At 31.9% G+C, this 17,362-nt stretch carries 19 protein-coding genes; 3 read left to right on the forward strand and 16 right to left on the reverse strand.

Going from position 1 to position 17,362, the window contains the following annotated elements:
- Nucleotides 1-5 precede the first annotated feature (5 nt).
- Nucleotides 6-2,336 (reverse strand): phenylalanine--tRNA ligase subunit beta, encoded by a 2,331-nt coding sequence (gene pheT, locus AANAER_RS02190; protein ID WP_129082729.1) that lies wholly within the window; start codon nt 2,334-2,336, stop codon nt 6-8.
- Nucleotides 2,333-3,325: a phenylalanine--tRNA ligase subunit alpha gene (pheS, locus tag AANAER_RS02195; protein WP_044416379.1), complete on the reverse strand. Its 993-nt coding sequence runs from the start codon at nt 3,323-3,325 to the stop codon at nt 2,333-2,335. The genes pheT and pheS overlap by 4 nt, the downstream gene beginning before the upstream one ends.
- Before the next feature lie 114 nt (nt 3,326-3,439).
- Between pheS and AANAER_RS02200 the strand changes: the two genes are divergently transcribed.
- Entirely contained in the window at nt 3,440-3,769 is a 330-nt protein-coding gene (locus tag AANAER_RS02200) for a histidine triad nucleotide-binding protein (RefSeq protein ID WP_129082730.1), read from the forward strand.
- A gap of 27 nt (nt 3,770-3,796) precedes the next feature.
- Here the strand turns inward: AANAER_RS02200 and accA are convergent, their stop codons facing one another.
- The 8 genes from accA to AANAER_RS02240 form a co-directional block, all read right to left on the reverse strand.
- A complete protein-coding gene (accA, locus tag AANAER_RS02205; protein WP_129082731.1) occupies nt 3,797-4,741 on the reverse strand; it encodes an acetyl-CoA carboxylase carboxyl transferase subunit alpha in 945 nt (314 codons plus the stop codon).
- 26 nt (nt 4,742-4,767) lie between these two features.
- Nucleotides 4,768-6,027 carry a beta-ketoacyl-ACP synthase II gene (locus AANAER_RS02210; RefSeq protein WP_044416375.1) on the reverse strand — a complete coding sequence of 420 codons (1,260 nt, stop codon included), beginning with the start codon at nt 6,025-6,027 and terminating at the stop codon, nt 4,768-4,770.
- A 130-nt stretch (nt 6,028-6,157) separates the two neighbouring features.
- Nucleotides 6,158-6,388 carry an acyl carrier protein gene (gene acpP / locus AANAER_RS02215; protein ID WP_044416373.1) on the reverse strand — a complete coding sequence of 77 codons (231 nt, stop codon included), beginning with the start codon at nt 6,386-6,388 and terminating at the stop codon, nt 6,158-6,160.
- A gap of 60 nt (nt 6,389-6,448) precedes the next feature.
- Nucleotides 6,449-7,192 carry a 3-oxoacyl-ACP reductase FabG gene (gene fabG, locus AANAER_RS02220; RefSeq protein ID WP_129082732.1) on the reverse strand — a complete coding sequence of 248 codons (744 nt, stop codon included), beginning with the start codon at nt 7,190-7,192 and terminating at the stop codon, nt 6,449-6,451.
- A gap of 55 nt (nt 7,193-7,247) precedes the next feature.
- Entirely contained in the window at nt 7,248-7,997 is a 750-nt protein-coding gene (locus AANAER_RS02225) for a 7-carboxy-7-deazaguanine synthase QueE (RefSeq protein ID WP_129082733.1), read from the reverse strand.
- A complete protein-coding gene (locus tag AANAER_RS02230) occupies nt 7,990-8,523 on the reverse strand; it encodes a 6-carboxytetrahydropterin synthase (RefSeq protein WP_044416368.1) in 534 nt (177 codons plus the stop codon). The genes AANAER_RS02225 and AANAER_RS02230 overlap by 8 nt, the downstream gene beginning before the upstream one ends.
- Nucleotides 8,523-9,194 (reverse strand): 7-cyano-7-deazaguanine synthase QueC, encoded by a 672-nt coding sequence (queC, locus tag AANAER_RS02235; protein ID WP_129082734.1) that lies wholly within the window; start codon nt 9,192-9,194, stop codon nt 8,523-8,525. Before queC ends, AANAER_RS02230 begins: the two co-directional genes overlap by 1 nt.
- Nucleotides 9,187-10,410 carry a molybdopterin molybdotransferase MoeA gene (locus AANAER_RS02240; RefSeq protein WP_129082735.1) on the reverse strand — a complete coding sequence of 408 codons (1,224 nt, stop codon included), beginning with the start codon at nt 10,408-10,410 and terminating at the stop codon, nt 9,187-9,189. The genes queC and AANAER_RS02240 overlap by 8 nt, the downstream gene beginning before the upstream one ends.
- A 79-nt stretch (nt 10,411-10,489) precedes the next feature.
- Here AANAER_RS02240 and AANAER_RS02245 point away from each other — a divergent pair, with 79 nt between their 5' ends.
- Both AANAER_RS02245 and AANAER_RS02250 read left to right on the forward strand, forming a co-directional pair.
- Nucleotides 10,490-10,885 (forward strand): hypothetical protein, encoded by a 396-nt coding sequence (locus AANAER_RS02245; protein ID WP_228135492.1) that lies wholly within the window; start codon nt 10,490-10,492, stop codon nt 10,883-10,885.
- On the forward strand, nt 10,885-11,556 hold the full coding sequence (locus AANAER_RS02250) for a 16S rRNA (uracil(1498)-N(3))-methyltransferase (RefSeq protein WP_044416359.1): 672 nt from the start codon (nt 10,885-10,887) through the stop codon (nt 11,554-11,556). The genes AANAER_RS02245 and AANAER_RS02250 overlap by 1 nt, the downstream gene beginning before the upstream one ends.
- A 23-nt stretch (nt 11,557-11,579) precedes the next feature.
- On the opposite strand, the gene AANAER_RS02255 is transcribed toward AANAER_RS02250, so the two are convergent.
- From AANAER_RS02255 to argB, 6 genes are all read right to left on the reverse strand, one after another.
- Nucleotides 11,580-11,975: a hypothetical protein gene (locus AANAER_RS02255; protein ID WP_044416357.1), complete on the reverse strand. Its 396-nt coding sequence runs from the start codon at nt 11,973-11,975 to the stop codon at nt 11,580-11,582.
- A 37-nt stretch (nt 11,976-12,012) separates the two neighbouring features.
- Entirely contained in the window at nt 12,013-13,041 is a 1,029-nt protein-coding gene (locus AANAER_RS02260; RefSeq protein WP_044416356.1) for a c-type cytochrome, read from the reverse strand.
- Nucleotides 13,041-14,288: a cytochrome b gene (locus tag AANAER_RS02265; RefSeq protein WP_044416354.1), complete on the reverse strand. Its 1,248-nt coding sequence runs from the start codon at nt 14,286-14,288 to the stop codon at nt 13,041-13,043. Before AANAER_RS02265 ends, AANAER_RS02260 begins: the two co-directional genes overlap by 1 nt.
- A gap of 10 nt (nt 14,289-14,298) precedes the next feature.
- Nucleotides 14,299-14,799 carry a Rieske 2Fe-2S domain-containing protein gene (locus AANAER_RS02270; protein ID WP_044416352.1) on the reverse strand — a complete coding sequence of 167 codons (501 nt, stop codon included), beginning with the start codon at nt 14,797-14,799 and terminating at the stop codon, nt 14,299-14,301.
- A gap of 147 nt (nt 14,800-14,946) precedes the next feature.
- A complete protein-coding gene (thrC, locus tag AANAER_RS02275; protein WP_044416350.1) occupies nt 14,947-16,425 on the reverse strand; it encodes a threonine synthase in 1,479 nt (492 codons plus the stop codon).
- An 8-nt stretch (nt 16,426-16,433) separates the two neighbouring features.
- Nucleotides 16,434-17,333: an acetylglutamate kinase gene (gene argB / locus AANAER_RS02280; protein ID WP_129082736.1), complete on the reverse strand. Its 900-nt coding sequence runs from the start codon at nt 17,331-17,333 to the stop codon at nt 16,434-16,436.
- Nucleotides 17,334-17,362: the final 29 nt, after the last annotated feature.

A 17,362-nucleotide genomic window follows, 5' to 3' on the forward strand; every position in this document is an offset into this window, starting at 1 on the left:
TTTAATTAGTCTCTTAAAGAGATGCCCAATTTATTATTTAATGTATCCAAAATATTGTTCATTGTTGAAGTAATATCTTCTTCTTCCAAAGTTTTATCATCATTTTGCAGAACAAATCTGATTGTTAAACTTTCATTTTCACCTAATTTTTCATCGCTATAAATATCAATTAGATTATATTGTTTGATATTTTTATCTTTAATAGAGTCTATTACCTCTTTTATCTCTTTATATTCCATTGATTTTGGAGTTACAATGCTTAAATCTTTTTTTGAAGATTGAAATTTAGAAAAAGCTTCAACTTTTGTTAAATCATTTTTGATTTTTTCAAAATCGATTTCGGCTATAAAAGTATTACTTAAATCATAATCATCACAAACACGCGGATGAAGTTTTGATATAAAACCGACTTCTTCGTTATCAATGATTACCGAAGCATTTTGATATGGATGAATCAATTTATTAGGTATTTTTTTCATAGGAACTAAATCAAATTTACCGATAGTATTTAATACTTTTTTAGCAAATGCAAAAAATTCGATATCTTCGGGTTTCCCTGAGTTTGAAAAAGATTCAATCTCTTTTTGACCGCTGAAAATAAAAGAAATTACACTTTTTTCTTCTCTATTTGCATTAAAGATTTTTCCTATTTCAAAAAATGCTGCCGATTTAAAACCGAGTTTCATATTGTTTGAACATGCTTCAACAAGGTTTAGACTTACTGTTGTTCTAAATGTATCTAACTCTTTTACAATTGGATTTAAAAGATCCAAAGATTCTTTTACTGTAGGAAGAGAGTATCTTTCGAGTTTCTCTTTGTTTGCCAATACATAAGTAACGGTTTCATAAAATCCGTTTTCAATAGCTTTAAATCTTAGTTTGTTTCTTTTTCTTAAATTAACAGAAGTTTTATTAGCTCTGTTTGCTTCATCTATTACTTGAGGTTTAGCTTTTATATTATCAATTCCGATGATTCTTACAATCTCTTCTGTTACATCGGCAATATTTTTAATATCATGTCTAAAAAGCGGAACTTTTAAAGATAATACATTATTTGCAACATCTTTTACTTCAAAGCCTAAAGAGCTTAAAATATTTTCAATTGTTGCTTTTTGAACTTCTTGTCCGATAATTGAATTTATTTTATCAATATTTACATCTAAAGTATGTTTTTCGTTATAGTCGTTATATGCTTCTGTACCGTTGTAAAGTTTACCGCCTGCTTTTGAAATCAAAGAACAGAAAGTGTCAATACCAAACTCCAAACAAGGTTCACTTCCCCTTGAAGTTCTATAATATATTTCACCTGTTTTTTTCTTTGTTTCAAAAACTTTTTTTGATAAAAGTTCAGGTTCCATATATGTTGCTTCAATTACATATTCACTTTTTTCATCTTCATTGATTTTTTCATGATTTATACATATTGTGCTTAATTGCTCTTTGCCTTCAACGCTATCAAAACCTTGAGCATCTTTTTTTATGCTTAAAACAGAGATCTCTTCTTTATCTTTAGATTTTAAATCTTTTCTTGCGTAAGCATTTAAAATAACACCTGTTGAATGAGTTACGTAAGTAATAGTATCTTTTAAATCCGATTCTTCGAATTTTTCCAAAATACCGACTCTTAATTTACAAAGTACAGGTAATCTAAAATCTTCTAATGCTGCAACTTTATAGATATATTTACTATCTATATCACCTGAACTTTCTACTTCTAAAACTTGTCCTATTCCTAAATCATTAACTTCAATTGAATTTTCTTGCTCTATAAAAGGGATATTATAGTATGCAGATAACTCTCTTGCAACACCGTTTATACTTAGGCAGTCTCCTCTGTTTGCAGTTAATTCAATCTCTATAACGTCATCATTCATTAAAGGGTAATTTTTTAACTCTTTTCCTATAACTAATTCCCCGATAGAAGAATCTAATTCTAAAATTCCGTCGTTAAGTTTAGGTAGACCAATCTCTGTTGAGGAACAAATCATTCCGTTTGATTCAACTCCTCTTAATTTTGCTTTTTTAATTTTAAAGTTATTTCCTAAGTCGCATCCTACAACGGCAACAGGAACGAATTGTCCGGCATCTACATTTTTTGCACCGCAGACAATCTGAACTTTTTCTCCTCCGATATCGACTTGGCAAATATTCAATTTATCTGCATCAGGATGCTTCTTCTTCTCTAAAACTTTTCCTACAACTACTTTTGAAGGTACTCTTTGAGTTTGTAAACTGTCAACTTCTAATCCAATAGAGTTAAGAGTTTTACAAATATCATCTGTAGTAATTTTTGAAATATCAATATATTCTTGTACCCAATTTCTTGTTATTATCATTTAAACTGTCCTAATAATCTTAAATCACTTTCGAATAAAGATCTTAAGTCTCCAATATTATGAGTTAACATTGCAACTCTCTCTATTCCTAAACCAAAGGCATACCCTGATTTATTTTCATATCCTACCGCATCAAATACATTTTGATCTACTACACCGCATCCAAGTATCTCTAACCATCCTGTGTGAGAGCATACTCTACAACCTTCTCCTTTACAAAATACGCATGAAATATCAACTTCTGCAGAAGGTTCCGTAAACGGGAAAAATGAAGGTCTGAATCTTACATCGACTTGACCGAACATATGGTGTAAAAACTCAACTAAAACATGTTTTAGATTTGCGAATGAAATTTTATCGGCATCATCTACTACCAAAGCTTCTATCTGGTGAAACATAGGAGTGTGCGTAATATCATAATCTCTTCTAAATACTGTTCCAGGAGCAATCATCCTAATAGGCGTTTTTTGCGAAAGCATTGTTCTTATTTGAACAGGTGAGGTATGCGTTCTTAAAAGTGTAAAATCTTTATTATAAAATGTATCTTGCATATCTCTTGCCGGGTGATATTTTGGAAGATTTAATGCTTCAAAATTATGAAAATCATCTTCAACTAAAGGTCCCTCTTCAACTGAGAAATTTAAGTTTTGAAAATATGTAACTATTCTATCCATGGTATCTATTACAGGATGTACCGCACCTGATGATAACTCATTATTAAATTTTGTTACATCTATTTTTTCTTCTTTTAATTTAGCCTCTAAAGCCTCTTTTTCCAAAACCTCTTTTTTCTCTTCCAAAGCTTGTGTTATTTCAGCTTTTTGTTCATTAAGTTTTTGAGCAAATGCTTTTTTCTCAGCGCCGGGTATATCCTTCATTTTTGCAAATTGTGAAGTTATAACACCTTTTTTACCTAATGTTTCCACTCTTAAGCTTTCTAAAACTTCGAGTGAATCAGCATTGTTAATTTTTTCTAGCCATTCAGTCACTACTAGTTTCTCCCCGATTATTTATCTAATCTTTTATCTTGGTTTTTGGGGATTATACTTAAAATTTTATTAGAGTTTGGTTATAATTTTTTTTAAACTAGAGAAAGGAAAAGTATGTGTATTTTTTGTAAAATTGTAAATGGCGAGATTCCAAATCAAACTGTATTAGAAGATGAAAATTTTTTAGCATTTAATGATATTAACCCTGCAAGAAAAGTTCATGTATTGGTTATCCCAAAAGTACATTATGACTCTTTTGATGTAATACCTCCAAAAATTATGGCGGGAATGACTGAATTTATTCATAAAGTTGTGTCAAAAGTAGGAATAAAAGAGTCAGGATATAGATTGATTACAAATATAGGAAGTGACGGAGGACAAGAAGTTCCACATTTACATTTCCATATTTTAGGCGGAGAGCCTGTAGGAAAATTAGTTAGATAAGAGTTTTGTAGTTAAACTACAAAATTCCTATTTTGTTTCTTCTTGAAATTTCCCAAGATTCATTAATTTTTGATATTTTTGTTGAAGTCTATCTTCCGGACTTAACTCTTTTAATTTGGCAAGAGTAGTTAGAAAATAATCTCCCAAAGCTTTTATTGCTTCATCTTTTTTTCTATGAGCACCGATTAATGGTTCATTTACAACATCATCTACAAGATTTAACTCTTTTAACGCATCTGAAGTTATTTTTAAAGCATTTGCAGCTGTTTCTACTTTTGCAGGATCATTCCATAAAATTGCACTACAACCTTCAGGAGAAATTACTGCATAAACAGAATATCTCATCATTGCTAATTTATCAGCAACTGAAATAGCTAATGCTCCACCTGAACCACCTTCGCCTATTACTACGGAAATAGTAGGAGTAGTAAGATTTGAAAACTCATAAAGGTTTCTTGCAATTGCTTCACTTTGGTTTCTCTCTTCTGCACCGAGACCTGGATATGCACCCGGGGTGTCAACTAACATCAAAATCGGGATATTGAATTTTTCTGCCATTTGAGCCGCTCTTAAAGCTTTTCTATATCCTTCAGGATTAGGCATACCGAAATTTCTTTTTAATTTATTTTTTGTTCCCCGACCTTTTTGTTCTCCTATAACCATAACTTTTTCTTTGCCTATATAACCTAAAAAGCATACAATGGCATTGTCATCATTATAGTGTCTATCTCCGTGAATTTCGTAATAATCGGTCATAAGACCTCTTACATAATCCAAGGCATAAGGTCTGTCCGGATGCCTTGCTAGTTGAAGTTTTTGATAGTCGTTTAAATTTTTAAAAGTTTTTTCAACTTCTTTTTCTAATTTTTTTTCCAATATTTCAACTGCATGTTCGTCAGATTTTGTTCTTGCAATTGTAATATCTTCTTCTAATTTTTTGATTTTATCTTCAAAGTCTAAATAAGTTGCCAAATTTTTTTTCCTTTTGGGCTCTTATATTATTTTGTAAATTTTCTAAAAATTACAGAGCCGTTTGTTCCTCCAAAACCAAAATTATTACTCATTACAATATTAAGTTCAGCTTTTCTTGATTGATTTGGTACAAAATCTAGTTTGCACTCTTCATCTTGGTTTTGAATATTTATTGTTGGGGGGATAATTCCCTCATTTAATGCTTTAATTGCAAATACTGCTTCAATTGCACCTGCTGCACCCAAACAGTGACCTATTTGTCCCTTTGTAGATGAAACTAACGGACAATTTTCTACACCGTTAAATAACTCTTCAATAGCTTTTGCTTCATTTGCATCACCTACGGGAGTTGAAGTTCCGTGAGTATTTATATAATCTATTTTGATATCTTCACCCGTAATATTTTTTGCCATTGCTATTGCAGCTTTCATTGCTCTTAAAGGTCCATCCATTACAGGTGCAGTAATATGGTTTGCATCGGCACTTTCTCCGAATCCTATTACTTCACAATAAATTTTTGCGCCTCTTTCAAGTGCAGAGTCTAAATCTTCAAGAACTAAAGCTCCAGAACCTTCTCCCATTACAAACCCGTCTCTATCTTTATCAAAGGGTCTTGATGCAGTTTTGGGATCATCATTTCTTGTTGAAAGTGCTTTCATTGCAGCAAATCCACCGACACCTGCCCCACAAATTGCACTCTCTGCTCCTACTACTAAAACTCTGTCCGCTCCGTTTAGCATAATAGTTTTAACAGCATCGTTTAATGCATGTGTTGAAGCTGCACAAGCTGTAACATGAGATAAAGAAGGACCTTTTAATCCGTGTTCAATAGAGATAAATCCACCCAACATATTTACAAGTGAAGAAGGTATAAAAAACGGTGAAATTCTTCTTGGTCCTCTGTTTTCACAAACAACAGAGTTCTTTTCAATTGTAGTTAATCCGCCAATTCCTGAAGCACAAACAATTCCAAATCTATCGGCAATTGATTCTTCAACTTTTTTACTTTCTGCTGTTACATATCCTGAGTCAATCATTGCCTCAAGTGCTGCTTTAATCCCTAATTGAATAAATCTGTCCGCTTTTTTTACTTCTTTTTTATCCATTACAGTAGTTGGGTCAAAATCTTTCACTTCTCCGGCAATTTGAACAGGATAATTACTTGCATCAAAAAGTGATATTGTATCAATACCGCATTCACCTGCAACTACAGCTTTAAATGAATCTTCAACACTGTGCCCTATAGAATTAATTGTACCTAAACCAGTTATAACAACTCTTCTCATCAAATATGCTCCAAAAAAAATATTTATATAATTCAATTCTTAAGAAAAAACTCAATAATATAAATAAGATATAGGTAGAAAAAAAGCCAGTAAAAGAAATACTGGCTTATACTTTTATAAAGCGTCTAAATTACGCGTTATCTTCGATGTATTTAATAGCATCAGCTACAGTTAAAATTCCTTCTGCATCTTCATCAGGGATTTCGATATCGAATTTTTCTTCTAACGCCATAACTAATTCAACAACGTCTAAAGAGTCAGCACCTAAGTCCTCGATGAATTTTGAATCCTCTTTTACTTCAGCTGGATCACAATCAAGTTGCTCAACTACTACTTCTTTTACATCATCTAATAATGCCATATTTTTTCCTTTGATAAAATTGTCGCCATATTATATCATAAAAAGATTTAATAAATCTTTTTATACATATAAACCGCCGTTTACTTTTAAAATTTCACCTGTGATATATGATGAATAGTCACTTAATAAAAATGCTACTGCATCAGCTATTTCACTTGGTTGACCAAATCTGCTTAGAGGAATATTTTTTTCATATTCTACTTTAATTTCATCTTTTAATTCATTTGTCATATCTGTTTGAATAAAACCTGGAGTTACTGCATTATATCTTATTCCTCTGGCAGCTGCTTCTTTTGCAAAAGATTTAGTCATTGCATTTAATCCGCCCTTTGAAGCACTATAATTTACTTGCCCGGGATTTCCCATCTCTCCCACAATTGAAGAGATGTTTACAATTGAACCGAATCTTTTTTTACCCATTACTTTTAATGCTGTTTTACAGCCTATAAATGCAGATGTTAAATTTGCATTTATTACATCAGTAAAATCTTCAACTGACATTCTAAGAGCTAGTTTATCTCTTGTAATACCCGCATTGTTAACTAAATAAGATAATTCACCGTCTGAATCAATTATTGTTTTAATTGCTGCTGTAAATTCATCCTCATTTGTTACATCTGCTTTTATTATTGCAGCTTTGCCTCCGTTTGCTTCAATCTCATTTTTAATATTTTCAGCAGCATCGGCTTTGCTTCTATAATTAATCCAGACTTTTAGTCCAAATTGGGCAAGAGTTTTTGCAATCTCGGCTCCAATTCCTCTGCTGGCACCTGTTACTAATACATTAGATCCACTAAATTTCATTTATGTCCTTTTGAAAATTATAATCTTTTGAAGAATATATTATAGCCAGAATTAGCTAAACACCTCTTTTATTATCCCAGACTCGTATATGTAATCTGTCACAATATCTAAAGCCGTTTTTTATCGCCATGTTAATTACGGCTTCACTGTTTTTATTTATCTCATCTGCCGTATCACCCATGGGCATTAGATATACGTCACATTTTGGTATTTGTTCTAAAATAGAATCAATCTCTTTGTTTGCAGTATCAATAAATTTTTTATCAATAACAAATTTTAAATATGACTCTTTTGTATTTGTCAAAATTTTTGTTAAGGTATCCGTGTTTACTCTTTTTTTAAGAGGTTCTAGTGAGTTTGATAGTTTTACGCTCATTGAAAAAAGAATATTTTTTTGGTACTGCTCTTTAAAATCAATATTTAAAGAGGCATTTGTTTCAATTGTAACTTTATAGCCATTTTCTATGTAATATTTCAATAGTTTTTGAAATTCAACATTTGACCAATATAAAAGCGGTTCCCCGCCTGTAATTACGATATCTACTTTATAAGCAGGTTTTAATTCTTCTACTTTTTTTATTATATCTTCACAAAGCATTTTATGCCATTGTTCCTTAAATGCAGTATCAACTGCATAATAAGAGTCACATGAGCATTTTTTTATTCCGCTTGGAGTTTCATATTCAACATTAAATCCGACACATTTCATATTGCATTTTCCAACTCTTATGAAAATAGAAGGAGTTCCTATTAGTTTTCCTTCTCCTTGAATTGTCGGACCGAATATTTCATTTATCTCAAGCATACACGTGGCTTTTGCTTTTAGGTGTTTCAGCAAACTCTACACTTGCTACTTTTATCCCTAAATCTTGCATTTTTTCAGAAGTTATTTTTAAAAACCAAGCTGATAAATTTTCACTTGTAGGAACAAAATCTACAAGAACATAGCCCTCATACATCTCTTTGATATGAAGAGGTTCATCTTTTATTTTTGTCAAGTCCACTAATTTGTAACCCTCTTCAAATTCCATAAGTTCTTCTTTTGAATAGTGAGGAAGAAGGGTTTCAAAAAGCGGATCATTTATATCAATAATAAATTTATGATCCAATACATCATCTAAAAACTGTTTAAACCAATTTAGATGTTTAAAATCCGTAACCATTCCGTTTTTTAATTTTGTTGCTTCTAAAAATACTACAACTTTACCTTGATGCCCGTGAAGATGTCTGCATTTTAAACACGGATCAAGTGAATAATCGGGATTTAGTTCTTGCGACCAAACTCTGTGTCCATAACAAAAATCAAAAGATTTAGATATTTTCCAAGTCACTAATTTGCCTTATAAGGTATTGGGTCAACTGCGTTGGCTTCTTTAAAGCCGTTTAGTCTTAATCTACAAGAATCACAAACTCCGCAAGCTTCCTCTTCTTCTTTATAACAAGACCAAGTGTGTTCCAAAGGAACATTCAATTCTAAAGCTTTTTTTACAATATCACTTTTCATTAATTTTACAAGGGGTGTTTTAATCTCAAGTTTTGTAGACTCTTTTGTTCCTTCGTTAATTGCACTTGTCATCTTTTTTATAAAAGAGTCTGTACAATCGGGATATCCCGAACTATCCTCTTCTACTACACCTATAAAAAGAGCCTGAGCTTCCTCTTTTTCCGCTATTGCAGTTGCTATAGAGAGAAAAATCCCGTTTCTAAAAGGAACATAGGTAATAGGAACTCCGGGTTTTACACCTTGTGTTGGAACATCTATAGATTTATCGGTTAAAGCACTTGCTCCGATTTGTGTGAAAAACGGAATATCTATTTCATATTTTTGTTCTATTTCTAAATCTTTGCATATATTTCTAAAAGATTCAAGTTCTTTATTTTGTGTTCTTTGTCCATAATTAAAATGAACAGCAATAATATCATATCCTTCATCTTTTGCTATATATGCGGCTAATGTGGAGTCCATTCCTCCACTTAATATACATACAGCTTTTTTACTCATTTGTTAAAAAATCCTTATCATCTTTTCCGAAAAATTTCCAATTTATCGGAAGAACTTTTACTAATGCACCTTTTTTTAATAAAGAGACATCTTCATTTAATACTATCATTGAATTACATCTTGACAGAGTTGAAACCATTCCGGGACTTCTTTTTTGCTCAGCATTAAAAGATTCTCCGTCAAAAAATCCTGGAATTATAGTAATTCTTCCTTTTTTATTTCTTAACTCTTCTGCCATTTTTGAAATTATAAAGTTGTGGTGTATTTTATTACAGCCAAGCAGTTTTTGAACAATTAATTTTCCGAAAAGTTCAAAAATGAGTGCGCCAGCAAGGGGATTTCCAGGAAGATTTAAAATATAGGTATCTTTTATTTTGCCTAAAACAGTAGGTTTCCCCGGTTTTATTTTTATGCCTTCAAAAATATTTTTGGATTCCAACTCATTAAAAGCAGCTTTTGTAAAATCAGCATCTCCTACGGATACTCCGCCTGATGTTATTATCATATCGGCATCTAAAGAGTTTTGTATTAACTCTTTAATTGATTCAATAGAATCATGAGCTTGTCCTATAAAATCGACTTCACAACCTAACTCTTTGCATCTGCTTATAAAAGTCGGCGTATTTGAGTTATAGATTTGATAATCTTCTGCTTTTTCATAATGAAGTTTTAACTCTTCACCGCTTGCAAACACTACGATTTTCGGTTTTTTATAAACTTTTATATGGGAAATTCCCTGGCTTGCCAAAAGAGTAATTTTTGAAAAATTTATCTCTTCTTTCTCTTTTAATAAAATCTCTTCTTTTTTTATATCTTCACCTATAAATCGGATGTGTTGATTTAATTTTATATCTTTGGGTACGATAATCTGCTTTTGGGATATAATTTCACAATTCTCTTTTGGAACGATTGCAGTACAATTATCGGGAACTTTTGCACCTGTCATAATCTTTACACAGGTCTTGTTTTCTAGTAAAAGGTTATTATTGTCTCCTGCAAATATTGTATCTTTTACTTCAAGTTTTTCTCCGCAGTCTTCATGTAATATTGCGTATCCGTCCATTGCTGAATTGTTAAATTTAGGCAGACTGCTTGTTGCTTTTATATTTTGTGCGCAAATTCTGTTTATGGAGTCTTCAATAGGAAGAATTTCAAATTTTGTTTTAAGCTCTAAATCGGAGATTATTTTTAGTGCTTCTTTTACATCTATAGCCATATTTATCCTTTTACTAACACCTTATGACAATTGAGGTATAATACCGAAATTTTTTAAAAGAGAGATTAACATGGAATTGATGAGTAGCGCAGTAGTTACACATGTGTATGCAATATATGTTTTTTTAGTGATTATGCTTTTTAATTTATATTCGGTATATTCTGTAGAAGCTTATATAAAATTGGCAAAAAGATTGAAATTTATGACACCTGTTTATCATCTGTCAAATGCGATTGTTATGTATACAGGAGCAATTGTTGCGGCATATGCAAGCACTTTTTCTTTTACTATTGCTTTAATGATACCAACCTCTATTTTTTTAATGGTTATTGAAATAAAAAGATATAAAAAGATGAGAGTTATAAAATCAACTGATATTGAACTTCAAAATGAATTTAAAATCTATGCAAAGAAAATTTATACAATAGAAGTTGCGGTTCTTATTGCAGTTTATATTATAAGTAAAGTATTCTAATGCAGTTTTCTTTTTCAAACATTGCAGGAACAAAAAGTATCGAAATCGATACGGATTTATATAAATATTTAATTAAAGCAAGAAGACATAAAGTAGGGGAGATTATCCCTTTTAGAAATTTAAAAGATAGTTTTATCTACTTCTATGAAATTATCTTTATTGATAGAAAAAAGGCTCTTTTAGAGCTTAAAAACTATGAAGAGAAGATTATTGAAAATCCCAAAAAACTTCATTTGGCTTGGTGTGTCGTAGATCCTAAAACAGTTGAAAAATCGATTGCTTCATTAAATGAAATCGGAGTAGATAAAATAAGTTTTATATATTGCGAGTATTCCCAAAAAAATTTTAAAATAAATTTTGAGAAACTGGAAAAGATTTTGATTAATTCCTCTTCCCAATGTGGACGAAGCTCTATTATAAAACTTGAAGAGTGTGAAAGTTTGGCTAAATTTTTAGAAAAAAATCCGGACTCATATATGTTGGATTTTTCAAATAAAAGTATTGATGTTGAGGTTGAATCTATAAATAGTTTAATCATCGGCTGTGAAGGCGGTTTTTCCAAAAAAGAGAGAGAATTATTTAATCAAGAAAAAATTGTAGGATTTGAGTCAAATTTGATTTTGAGAAGTGAAACTGCAGTTATCTCTGCAGCTTCAAAAATTATAATTTAAAAGTAAAGTTAAATTAACTTTTCTTACCAGCTTCTAACTATAGAGTGGCATCTAGCACAGGCATTTAACACGTCAGAATATGCATTTGCCGCATTAATGTAAGCTTTTTCATCAATATTTAATTCCAAAACATTTACATCAAGTTCAATTCTTTTCGCTGCATTTTCTGCAACATTTACCATGTGTTTTTTGTTTTCAGGTAAATACTGTGCAATAATCTTTTTATCAGAGAATAGTTTATTCCCGTCTTTTACAAGTTTTGTACCACTTTTGATTAATTCAATATTGTTATTTAAAAAACCTTTTTGAATTTGAGTCATCCCTTCTTCCATAATTGACATAGATTTTTGCATAACATCTTGAGCTGATGCAACAGAAATTGTTAAAGCTGCAGCAGTTAAAATATTTACTAATTTCATTTTTTTCCCCTAGATAATTTATTAAGAGAAGAAGTTCTTAGTGAACTTCTCTCCATTTACTTGCTTTCCATAACCATGCAAAGATAGCGAAAATAACTAAATATATTAAGAATTTAGGTCCTAATTCTTCTCTTTGAGCTTTTTTAGAATCCCCAACTTCTTCCATATATGAAACTACTTGTTTTTCCGCTTCTTGAGTTAATCCAACTCTAGGCATAGCAGTTCCGGCTAAGTGTTTTTGAGGGTCATTAACAAATTCATGTAAATATTGGGCACCTCTACTTTTGATATACTGAGATAAATCAGGTGGAACTTTTCCCATATATGCTTTAATGTTTTCAACAGGTGTATGTGCTGTCATTGTACCTTTTTGCATATCACCGTATTTGATTGAGTGACATCTTTGACAAGCATTTTGGAATACTTCTTTGTTTGTCATCTCTTTTGGAGCAATAGATTTTAAATATGCTACCATATCAGCAATTTCTTGAGGTTGCATCCAACCGTATCCAGGCATTGGATGAACTTTTCCGTCAACAAATTTGTGAGACACTTTTGAAGCTAATGTCGGTTCTTTTATAAAACCTACTAAATACTCTTTGCTATATAATTTCCCTGCTGTGCTTAAATCAGGTGGAACTACACCGTATGCAGCAGCAGAACTAGCATCGTCCATAATTTGAGGAAATCCTTGAGATTTAATTGAGTGGCACGCTGTACAATTTGATTGTACTAAAACAGCACCGTTTTCAGCATTTCCTGTAAGATTCATAGGCTCTTCGTTTGAAGCCCAGAAATCATTAATTGTTTTTTCAAAAGAGACAGCAGCTTCATACTCTGTTTTAGCAGGGTGAATTGCTTTTGCATCACCGCTTTTTTCAGCTTCTTCCAAAGCAGCTTTAGTCTCTTCAACAGTATCTTTTGAAGTTATTTTATCAGCTTCTGCAAAATTGTAATTCACAGGCTCAACATGCGGATGCATTTGAGTGTGAGCAAAAGGTTCTACACCCCAGTAAGTAATCAGTGTTAATGCTACTACAACAACTAATATTTTTAATTCTCTCATTACTCACCTCTCTTTTTTGCATCAATTTTTGTAACAACAGGTAGGAAAATAAATAAAAGGATGAATAGCGTTGCCGCAAAGAATCCAACCCATGCATTTGCCCCTGTCGGAGGTAATTTACCCCAAATTGTTAATACAATTAAGTCTGCCATTAAAATCCAAAACCAAACAAAGAAAGCAGGTCTTTTATGAGCAGGTAAAATTTTTGTATCTCTGTCTAACCATGGTAATAGTAAGAAGATAACATTTGCAAAACCGAATGCAGCAAGACCGATATCAAACGCTTTTAAAGGTCCTACATCAAAGAAGAAACCTCTTAATACTTCATATGACCATAGGAAATACCACTCAGGATAAATATGAGCCGGTGTAGACATATTATTTGCAGGATCAAAGTTAACAGGATCCATAGCAAAGTTATAATGGAAAAATACTAAATAGAAGTAGAAAATTAAGAAAATACCTAATACAGCTAAATCTTTTGAAATAAATATAGGCCAGAAAGGAATTACTTTTGACTCTTTTTTGTTTCCGCTTAAATATTTTTCAGCTTCAGCATCATAATCAATATCTTCAGAAGTTTGATTATTAACGTGAGGAATTCTCAATGTATAGAAGTGAAATCCAATAAGTAGCATAATTACAATAGGTAATAAGAATACGTGTAACATAAAGAATCTTGTTAATGTAGCATCTGCAACATTAAAGTCTCCTCTAATCCATACTACTAAGGCATCACCTATAAAAGGAACACCACCGAAAAGATTTGTAATAACCATTGCAGCCCAGTAAGACATTTGTCCCCAAGGTAACATATATCCGGAAAAACCTTCAGCAGAGAATGTTACGAATAATAACATACCTGAAATCCAGATCATCTCTCTACCTTGTTTATAAGAACCGTAATAAATTCCCGTAAACATATGGATATATATAATTAAGAAAACAACTGATGCCGCAACACCGTGCATATGTCTAAACAACCAACCGTACGCAACTTCTTGCATGATTGTGTAGTTAACAGAATCAAATGCCAAGTTTACATCAGGTTTGTAGTACATTAGTAAGAAAATACCTGAGATTATAAGAATAGTAAAAGTTGTTGCTAAAAGAACACCCATAGCCCATAAGAAGTTAATATCTTTTGGAATCCAGTATTCTGTCATCATAACTTTATTAAATTTAGTAGTATTTAATCTTTGATCTAACCACTCTCCGACAGAGTTAGCTTTAGTAATTTTTGCCATCTACTGCTCCTTATGCCATCATCGCAGTAGCGATTTTTTTATATTCAGGACCCTCTTCACCAAGTACAATTTGTGTCCCTTTTATACTAAAAGGCGGTAAATCAAGAGGTCTAGGAGGAGGTCCGAAAATATTTTCCGCACTTGGATTAAACTCCCCACCATGACATGCACATTTCCACTTTGTTTTTTTCCATGCAGGAATACAACCTAAGTGAGTACATAGTCCAATAGCAACAGTAAATCTATCGTTACCGACTACTAAGTCTCTTTTATTATCTTCCATATCTTCTGTTTTTTTAAGAATAAATATTGGTTTACCTCTCCATGTTACAACAATAGGCTCACCGGCTTTTATTCCACTAAGTTCTACAGTAGTAAATCCTCCAGCTAATACACTTGGAAGTGGATCCCATGCTTGTTTCATACCAACAAGCGCAGAAGCACCACCGACAGCCGCAACAGCTGCAAATGTATAACCTAGAAAATCACGTCTATTTGTTTCGTTAGACATTTAGCTTCCTTATTTTTAATTTAAATCCATCAATTATATTGATAATTTTCTTAAACTATTATGATTTAACTTAAAAGGTGCGGTTTTATGAGTAAGGATGTAGATTTGTTACACAAAGAATTATAAGTTTAGCTTATTAGAGATTTATTAATCTCTAATAAATTTGATGATTTCTTCCTCAATTTTCTCTTTTTGAATTACTGTTTTATGTATCTCTTTAGAAGTGAACAGTTTTTGTATAGAATCAGGTAATTTTGCATTATACTCTTTTGATATAATTTCTAATGCTTCTTTATCAGAGTATTTTTTATTATCTTCTCTTAGTGCTTGAAGAACTGTCGGAGAAAATTTTGTCCATTCGGCTGTAGAGTACAGGACTACTTTTAAATCTTTCTCTTTTAGATTTTCATAAGCTTTTATACAAGTTGCGGTGTGAGGATCCATTAAATATCCTGCATCTAAAAATCTTTTTATTGTTTTTGCGCCGTAACTATCATCTGAATTAATTGCAGAAAAATATTTTTGGAGTTTTTTTGTCTCTTCTTGAGTCATACTAAATACTCTTTTTGTATTTAGATCTTCCATCAACTCTTTTGTTCTAGAAGCTCCGTATAAAGAGTATATAACTCTTTCTATATTTGATGATTTTAAGATATCCATTGCAGGAGACTTTGTAAGTTTTAACTCTTTTTCTCTTATATCGTAAACTCCTGTGTTTATCCACTCTGTTAATATATTGTTTTCATTTGAAGCAACAAGAAGTTTTTCTACAGGTACTCCCATATTCATAGCATAAAATCCACCTAGCACATTTCCGAAGTTTCCGCTTGGGACAGTTAAATAGATTTTTTCACCATACTTTATCTCTTCTTGTTTAAGAAGTTGTATGTATGACCAGAAGTGGTAGATTATTTGAAAAATTATTCTACCGAAGTTTACGGAGTTTGCGGCACTTAATTTAATATTGTCTTTTTCAAGCTCTTTTTTAAAGTTTTGTGAAGCTAGAAGTTTTTTAAGAGCTGTTTGGGCATCATCAAAATTTCCTTTAATTCCTATAACTTTAAGATTTTTACCGTCTTCACATACCATTTGAAGTCTTTGAACGTCAGAAGTTCCTCCGTCAGGATATAAACAGACAACTTGTATATTCTCTTTGTTTTTAAAAGTATTAAGAGCAGCAGGTCCTGTATCTCCCGATGTTGCAGCAAGAATTAAATATTTTTCATCTCTTTTTTTTGCAATAGAACTTAGTATAGAACCGAAAGGTTGCAAAGCCATATCTTTGAAAGCTCTTGTAGGTCCGTGATACTGTTCATGTACAAACAGGTCATCTTTTACTTTTACCACAGGGCAAGGATTTGTCGGATTATCAAAGTTATCATAAAGATTTAATGCTTTGTTTATCTCTTCGTCTTTAATATCTATTTCAAATGCTTTTAAAATATCGTAAGCCAATTGTTTATATGTGGCATTTAGATGATCTAAAATAAAATTTTCTTCAAGTTTCGGCAGCTCTTTTGGTACGTAAAGACCTCCAAAAGAGGCACTTGGATTTAATATTGCTTCGCTGAATGTAACCTCTGCGGCTCTGTTTTCGTCATTTCCTCTTGTCTCTATAAAGTTCATGCTTTTCCTTAGTCTTTTAAAAGTTTTTCCATATCAATCCCGTTATTTGGGTTATCTTTTCTTAAAAATTGAGTTCCTACTCCGTCACTTGTGAATAGTTCTAATAAAATTGAGTGTTCAACTCTTCCGTCTATTATATGTGCTTTGTTTACACCGTTATAAATTGCATCAATACAAGAATCAACTTTAGGAATCATTCCACCTTCTATTGTTCCGTCTCTTTTATATCTTTGAATATCGTCTTTGTCAAGTGAATTGAGTAAATTCCCTTTTTTGTCTAATACTCCGATTGTATCCGTTAAAAACAGAACTTTTTGCGCTCCTACTGCTTGTGCTATTTTTGATGCTGCAACATCGGCATTTATATTATATCCTGGATGATTTGGTTTAGCACTATCAGCAATTGGGGCAATTACGGGAACAAAACCCTCTTTTATTAAATTATTAATTAAATCACCGTTTATTTCGGTAATTACTCCCGTATATCCGAATTTCCCGTCTTCTTTGGGTTTTGCTTTTATAATTGCCGAATCTTTCCCTGATATACCTATTGCTTTTGTTCCATGGTAATTTAAAAGTGAAGTTATATTTTTATTTATTTCTCCCGATAGAACCATTTCAACGACTCTCATTGTAGCTTCCGAGGTTACCCTGTGACCGTCGATAAATTCGGAATGTATCTCCAGTTTTTGTAAAACTTCCGAGATTCTAGCTCCTCCTCCATGAACAATTACAGGTTTAATACCTACAAGTGAGAGAAGAACTATATCTTCTGCAAATTTTTCTTTAAGTTCTGGACTCGTTTGTGCCGATCCTCCGTATTTTATAACAATAGTTTTTCCATAAAATTTTTTAATATGTGGTATTGCATCTAATAGTGTTTGTACTTTATGTTGCTTGTTTTGCATAGAGAAATCCTATTTCTATTTTAGAAGTG

The organism is Halarcobacter anaerophilus (assembly GCF_006459125.1).
Taxonomy (GTDB): domain Bacteria; phylum Campylobacterota; class Campylobacteria; order Campylobacterales; family Arcobacteraceae; genus Halarcobacter; species Halarcobacter anaerophilus.

What these genes read in the sequence shown, in the direction of transcription:
- pheT (WP_129082729.1), bottom strand. Translation starts at nt 2,336, where the DNA reads ATGATAATAACAAGAAATTGGGTACAAGAATATATTGATATTTCAAAA.
- AANAER_RS02200 (WP_129082730.1), top strand. Translation starts at nt 3,440, where the DNA reads ATGTGTATTTTTTGTAAAATTGTAAATGGCGAGATTCCAAATCAAACT.
- AANAER_RS02210 (WP_044416375.1), bottom strand. Translation starts at nt 6,027, where the DNA reads ATGAGAAGAGTTGTTATAACTGGTTTAGGTACAATTAATTCTATAGGG.
- acpP (WP_044416373.1), bottom strand. Translation starts at nt 6,388, where the DNA reads ATGGCATTATTAGATGATGTAAAAGAAGTAGTAGTTGAGCAACTTGAT.
- fabG (WP_129082732.1), bottom strand. Translation starts at nt 7,192, where the DNA reads ATGAAATTTAGTGGATCTAATGTATTAGTAACAGGTGCCAGCAGAGGA.
- AANAER_RS02225 (WP_129082733.1), bottom strand. Translation starts at nt 7,997, where the DNA reads ATGCTTGAGATAAATGAAATATTCGGTCCGACAATTCAAGGAGAAGGA.
- queC (WP_129082734.1), bottom strand. Translation starts at nt 9,194, where the DNA reads ATGAGTAAAAAAGCTGTATGTATATTAAGTGGAGGAATGGACTCCACA.
- AANAER_RS02240 (WP_129082735.1), bottom strand. Translation starts at nt 10,410, where the DNA reads ATGGCTATAGATGTAAAAGAAGCACTAAAAATAATCTCCGATTTAGAG.
- AANAER_RS02245 (WP_228135492.1), top strand. Translation starts at nt 10,490, where the DNA reads ATGAGTAGCGCAGTAGTTACACATGTGTATGCAATATATGTTTTTTTA.
- AANAER_RS02250 (WP_044416359.1), top strand. Translation starts at nt 10,885, where the DNA reads ATGCAGTTTTCTTTTTCAAACATTGCAGGAACAAAAAGTATCGAAATC.
- AANAER_RS02255 (WP_044416357.1), bottom strand. Translation starts at nt 11,975, where the DNA reads ATGAAATTAGTAAATATTTTAACTGCTGCAGCTTTAACAATTTCTGTT.
- AANAER_RS02260 (WP_044416356.1), bottom strand. Translation starts at nt 13,041, where the DNA reads ATGAGAGAATTAAAAATATTAGTTGTTGTAGTAGCATTAACACTGATT.
- AANAER_RS02265 (WP_044416354.1), bottom strand. Translation starts at nt 14,288, where the DNA reads ATGGCAAAAATTACTAAAGCTAACTCTGTCGGAGAGTGGTTAGATCAA.
- AANAER_RS02270 (WP_044416352.1), bottom strand. Translation starts at nt 14,799, where the DNA reads ATGTCTAACGAAACAAATAGACGTGATTTTCTAGGTTATACATTTGCA.
- thrC (WP_044416350.1), bottom strand. Translation starts at nt 16,425, where the DNA reads ATGAACTTTATAGAGACAAGAGGAAATGACGAAAACAGAGCCGCAGAG.
- argB (WP_129082736.1), bottom strand. Translation starts at nt 17,333, where the DNA reads ATGCAAAACAAGCAACATAAAGTACAAACACTATTAGATGCAATACCA.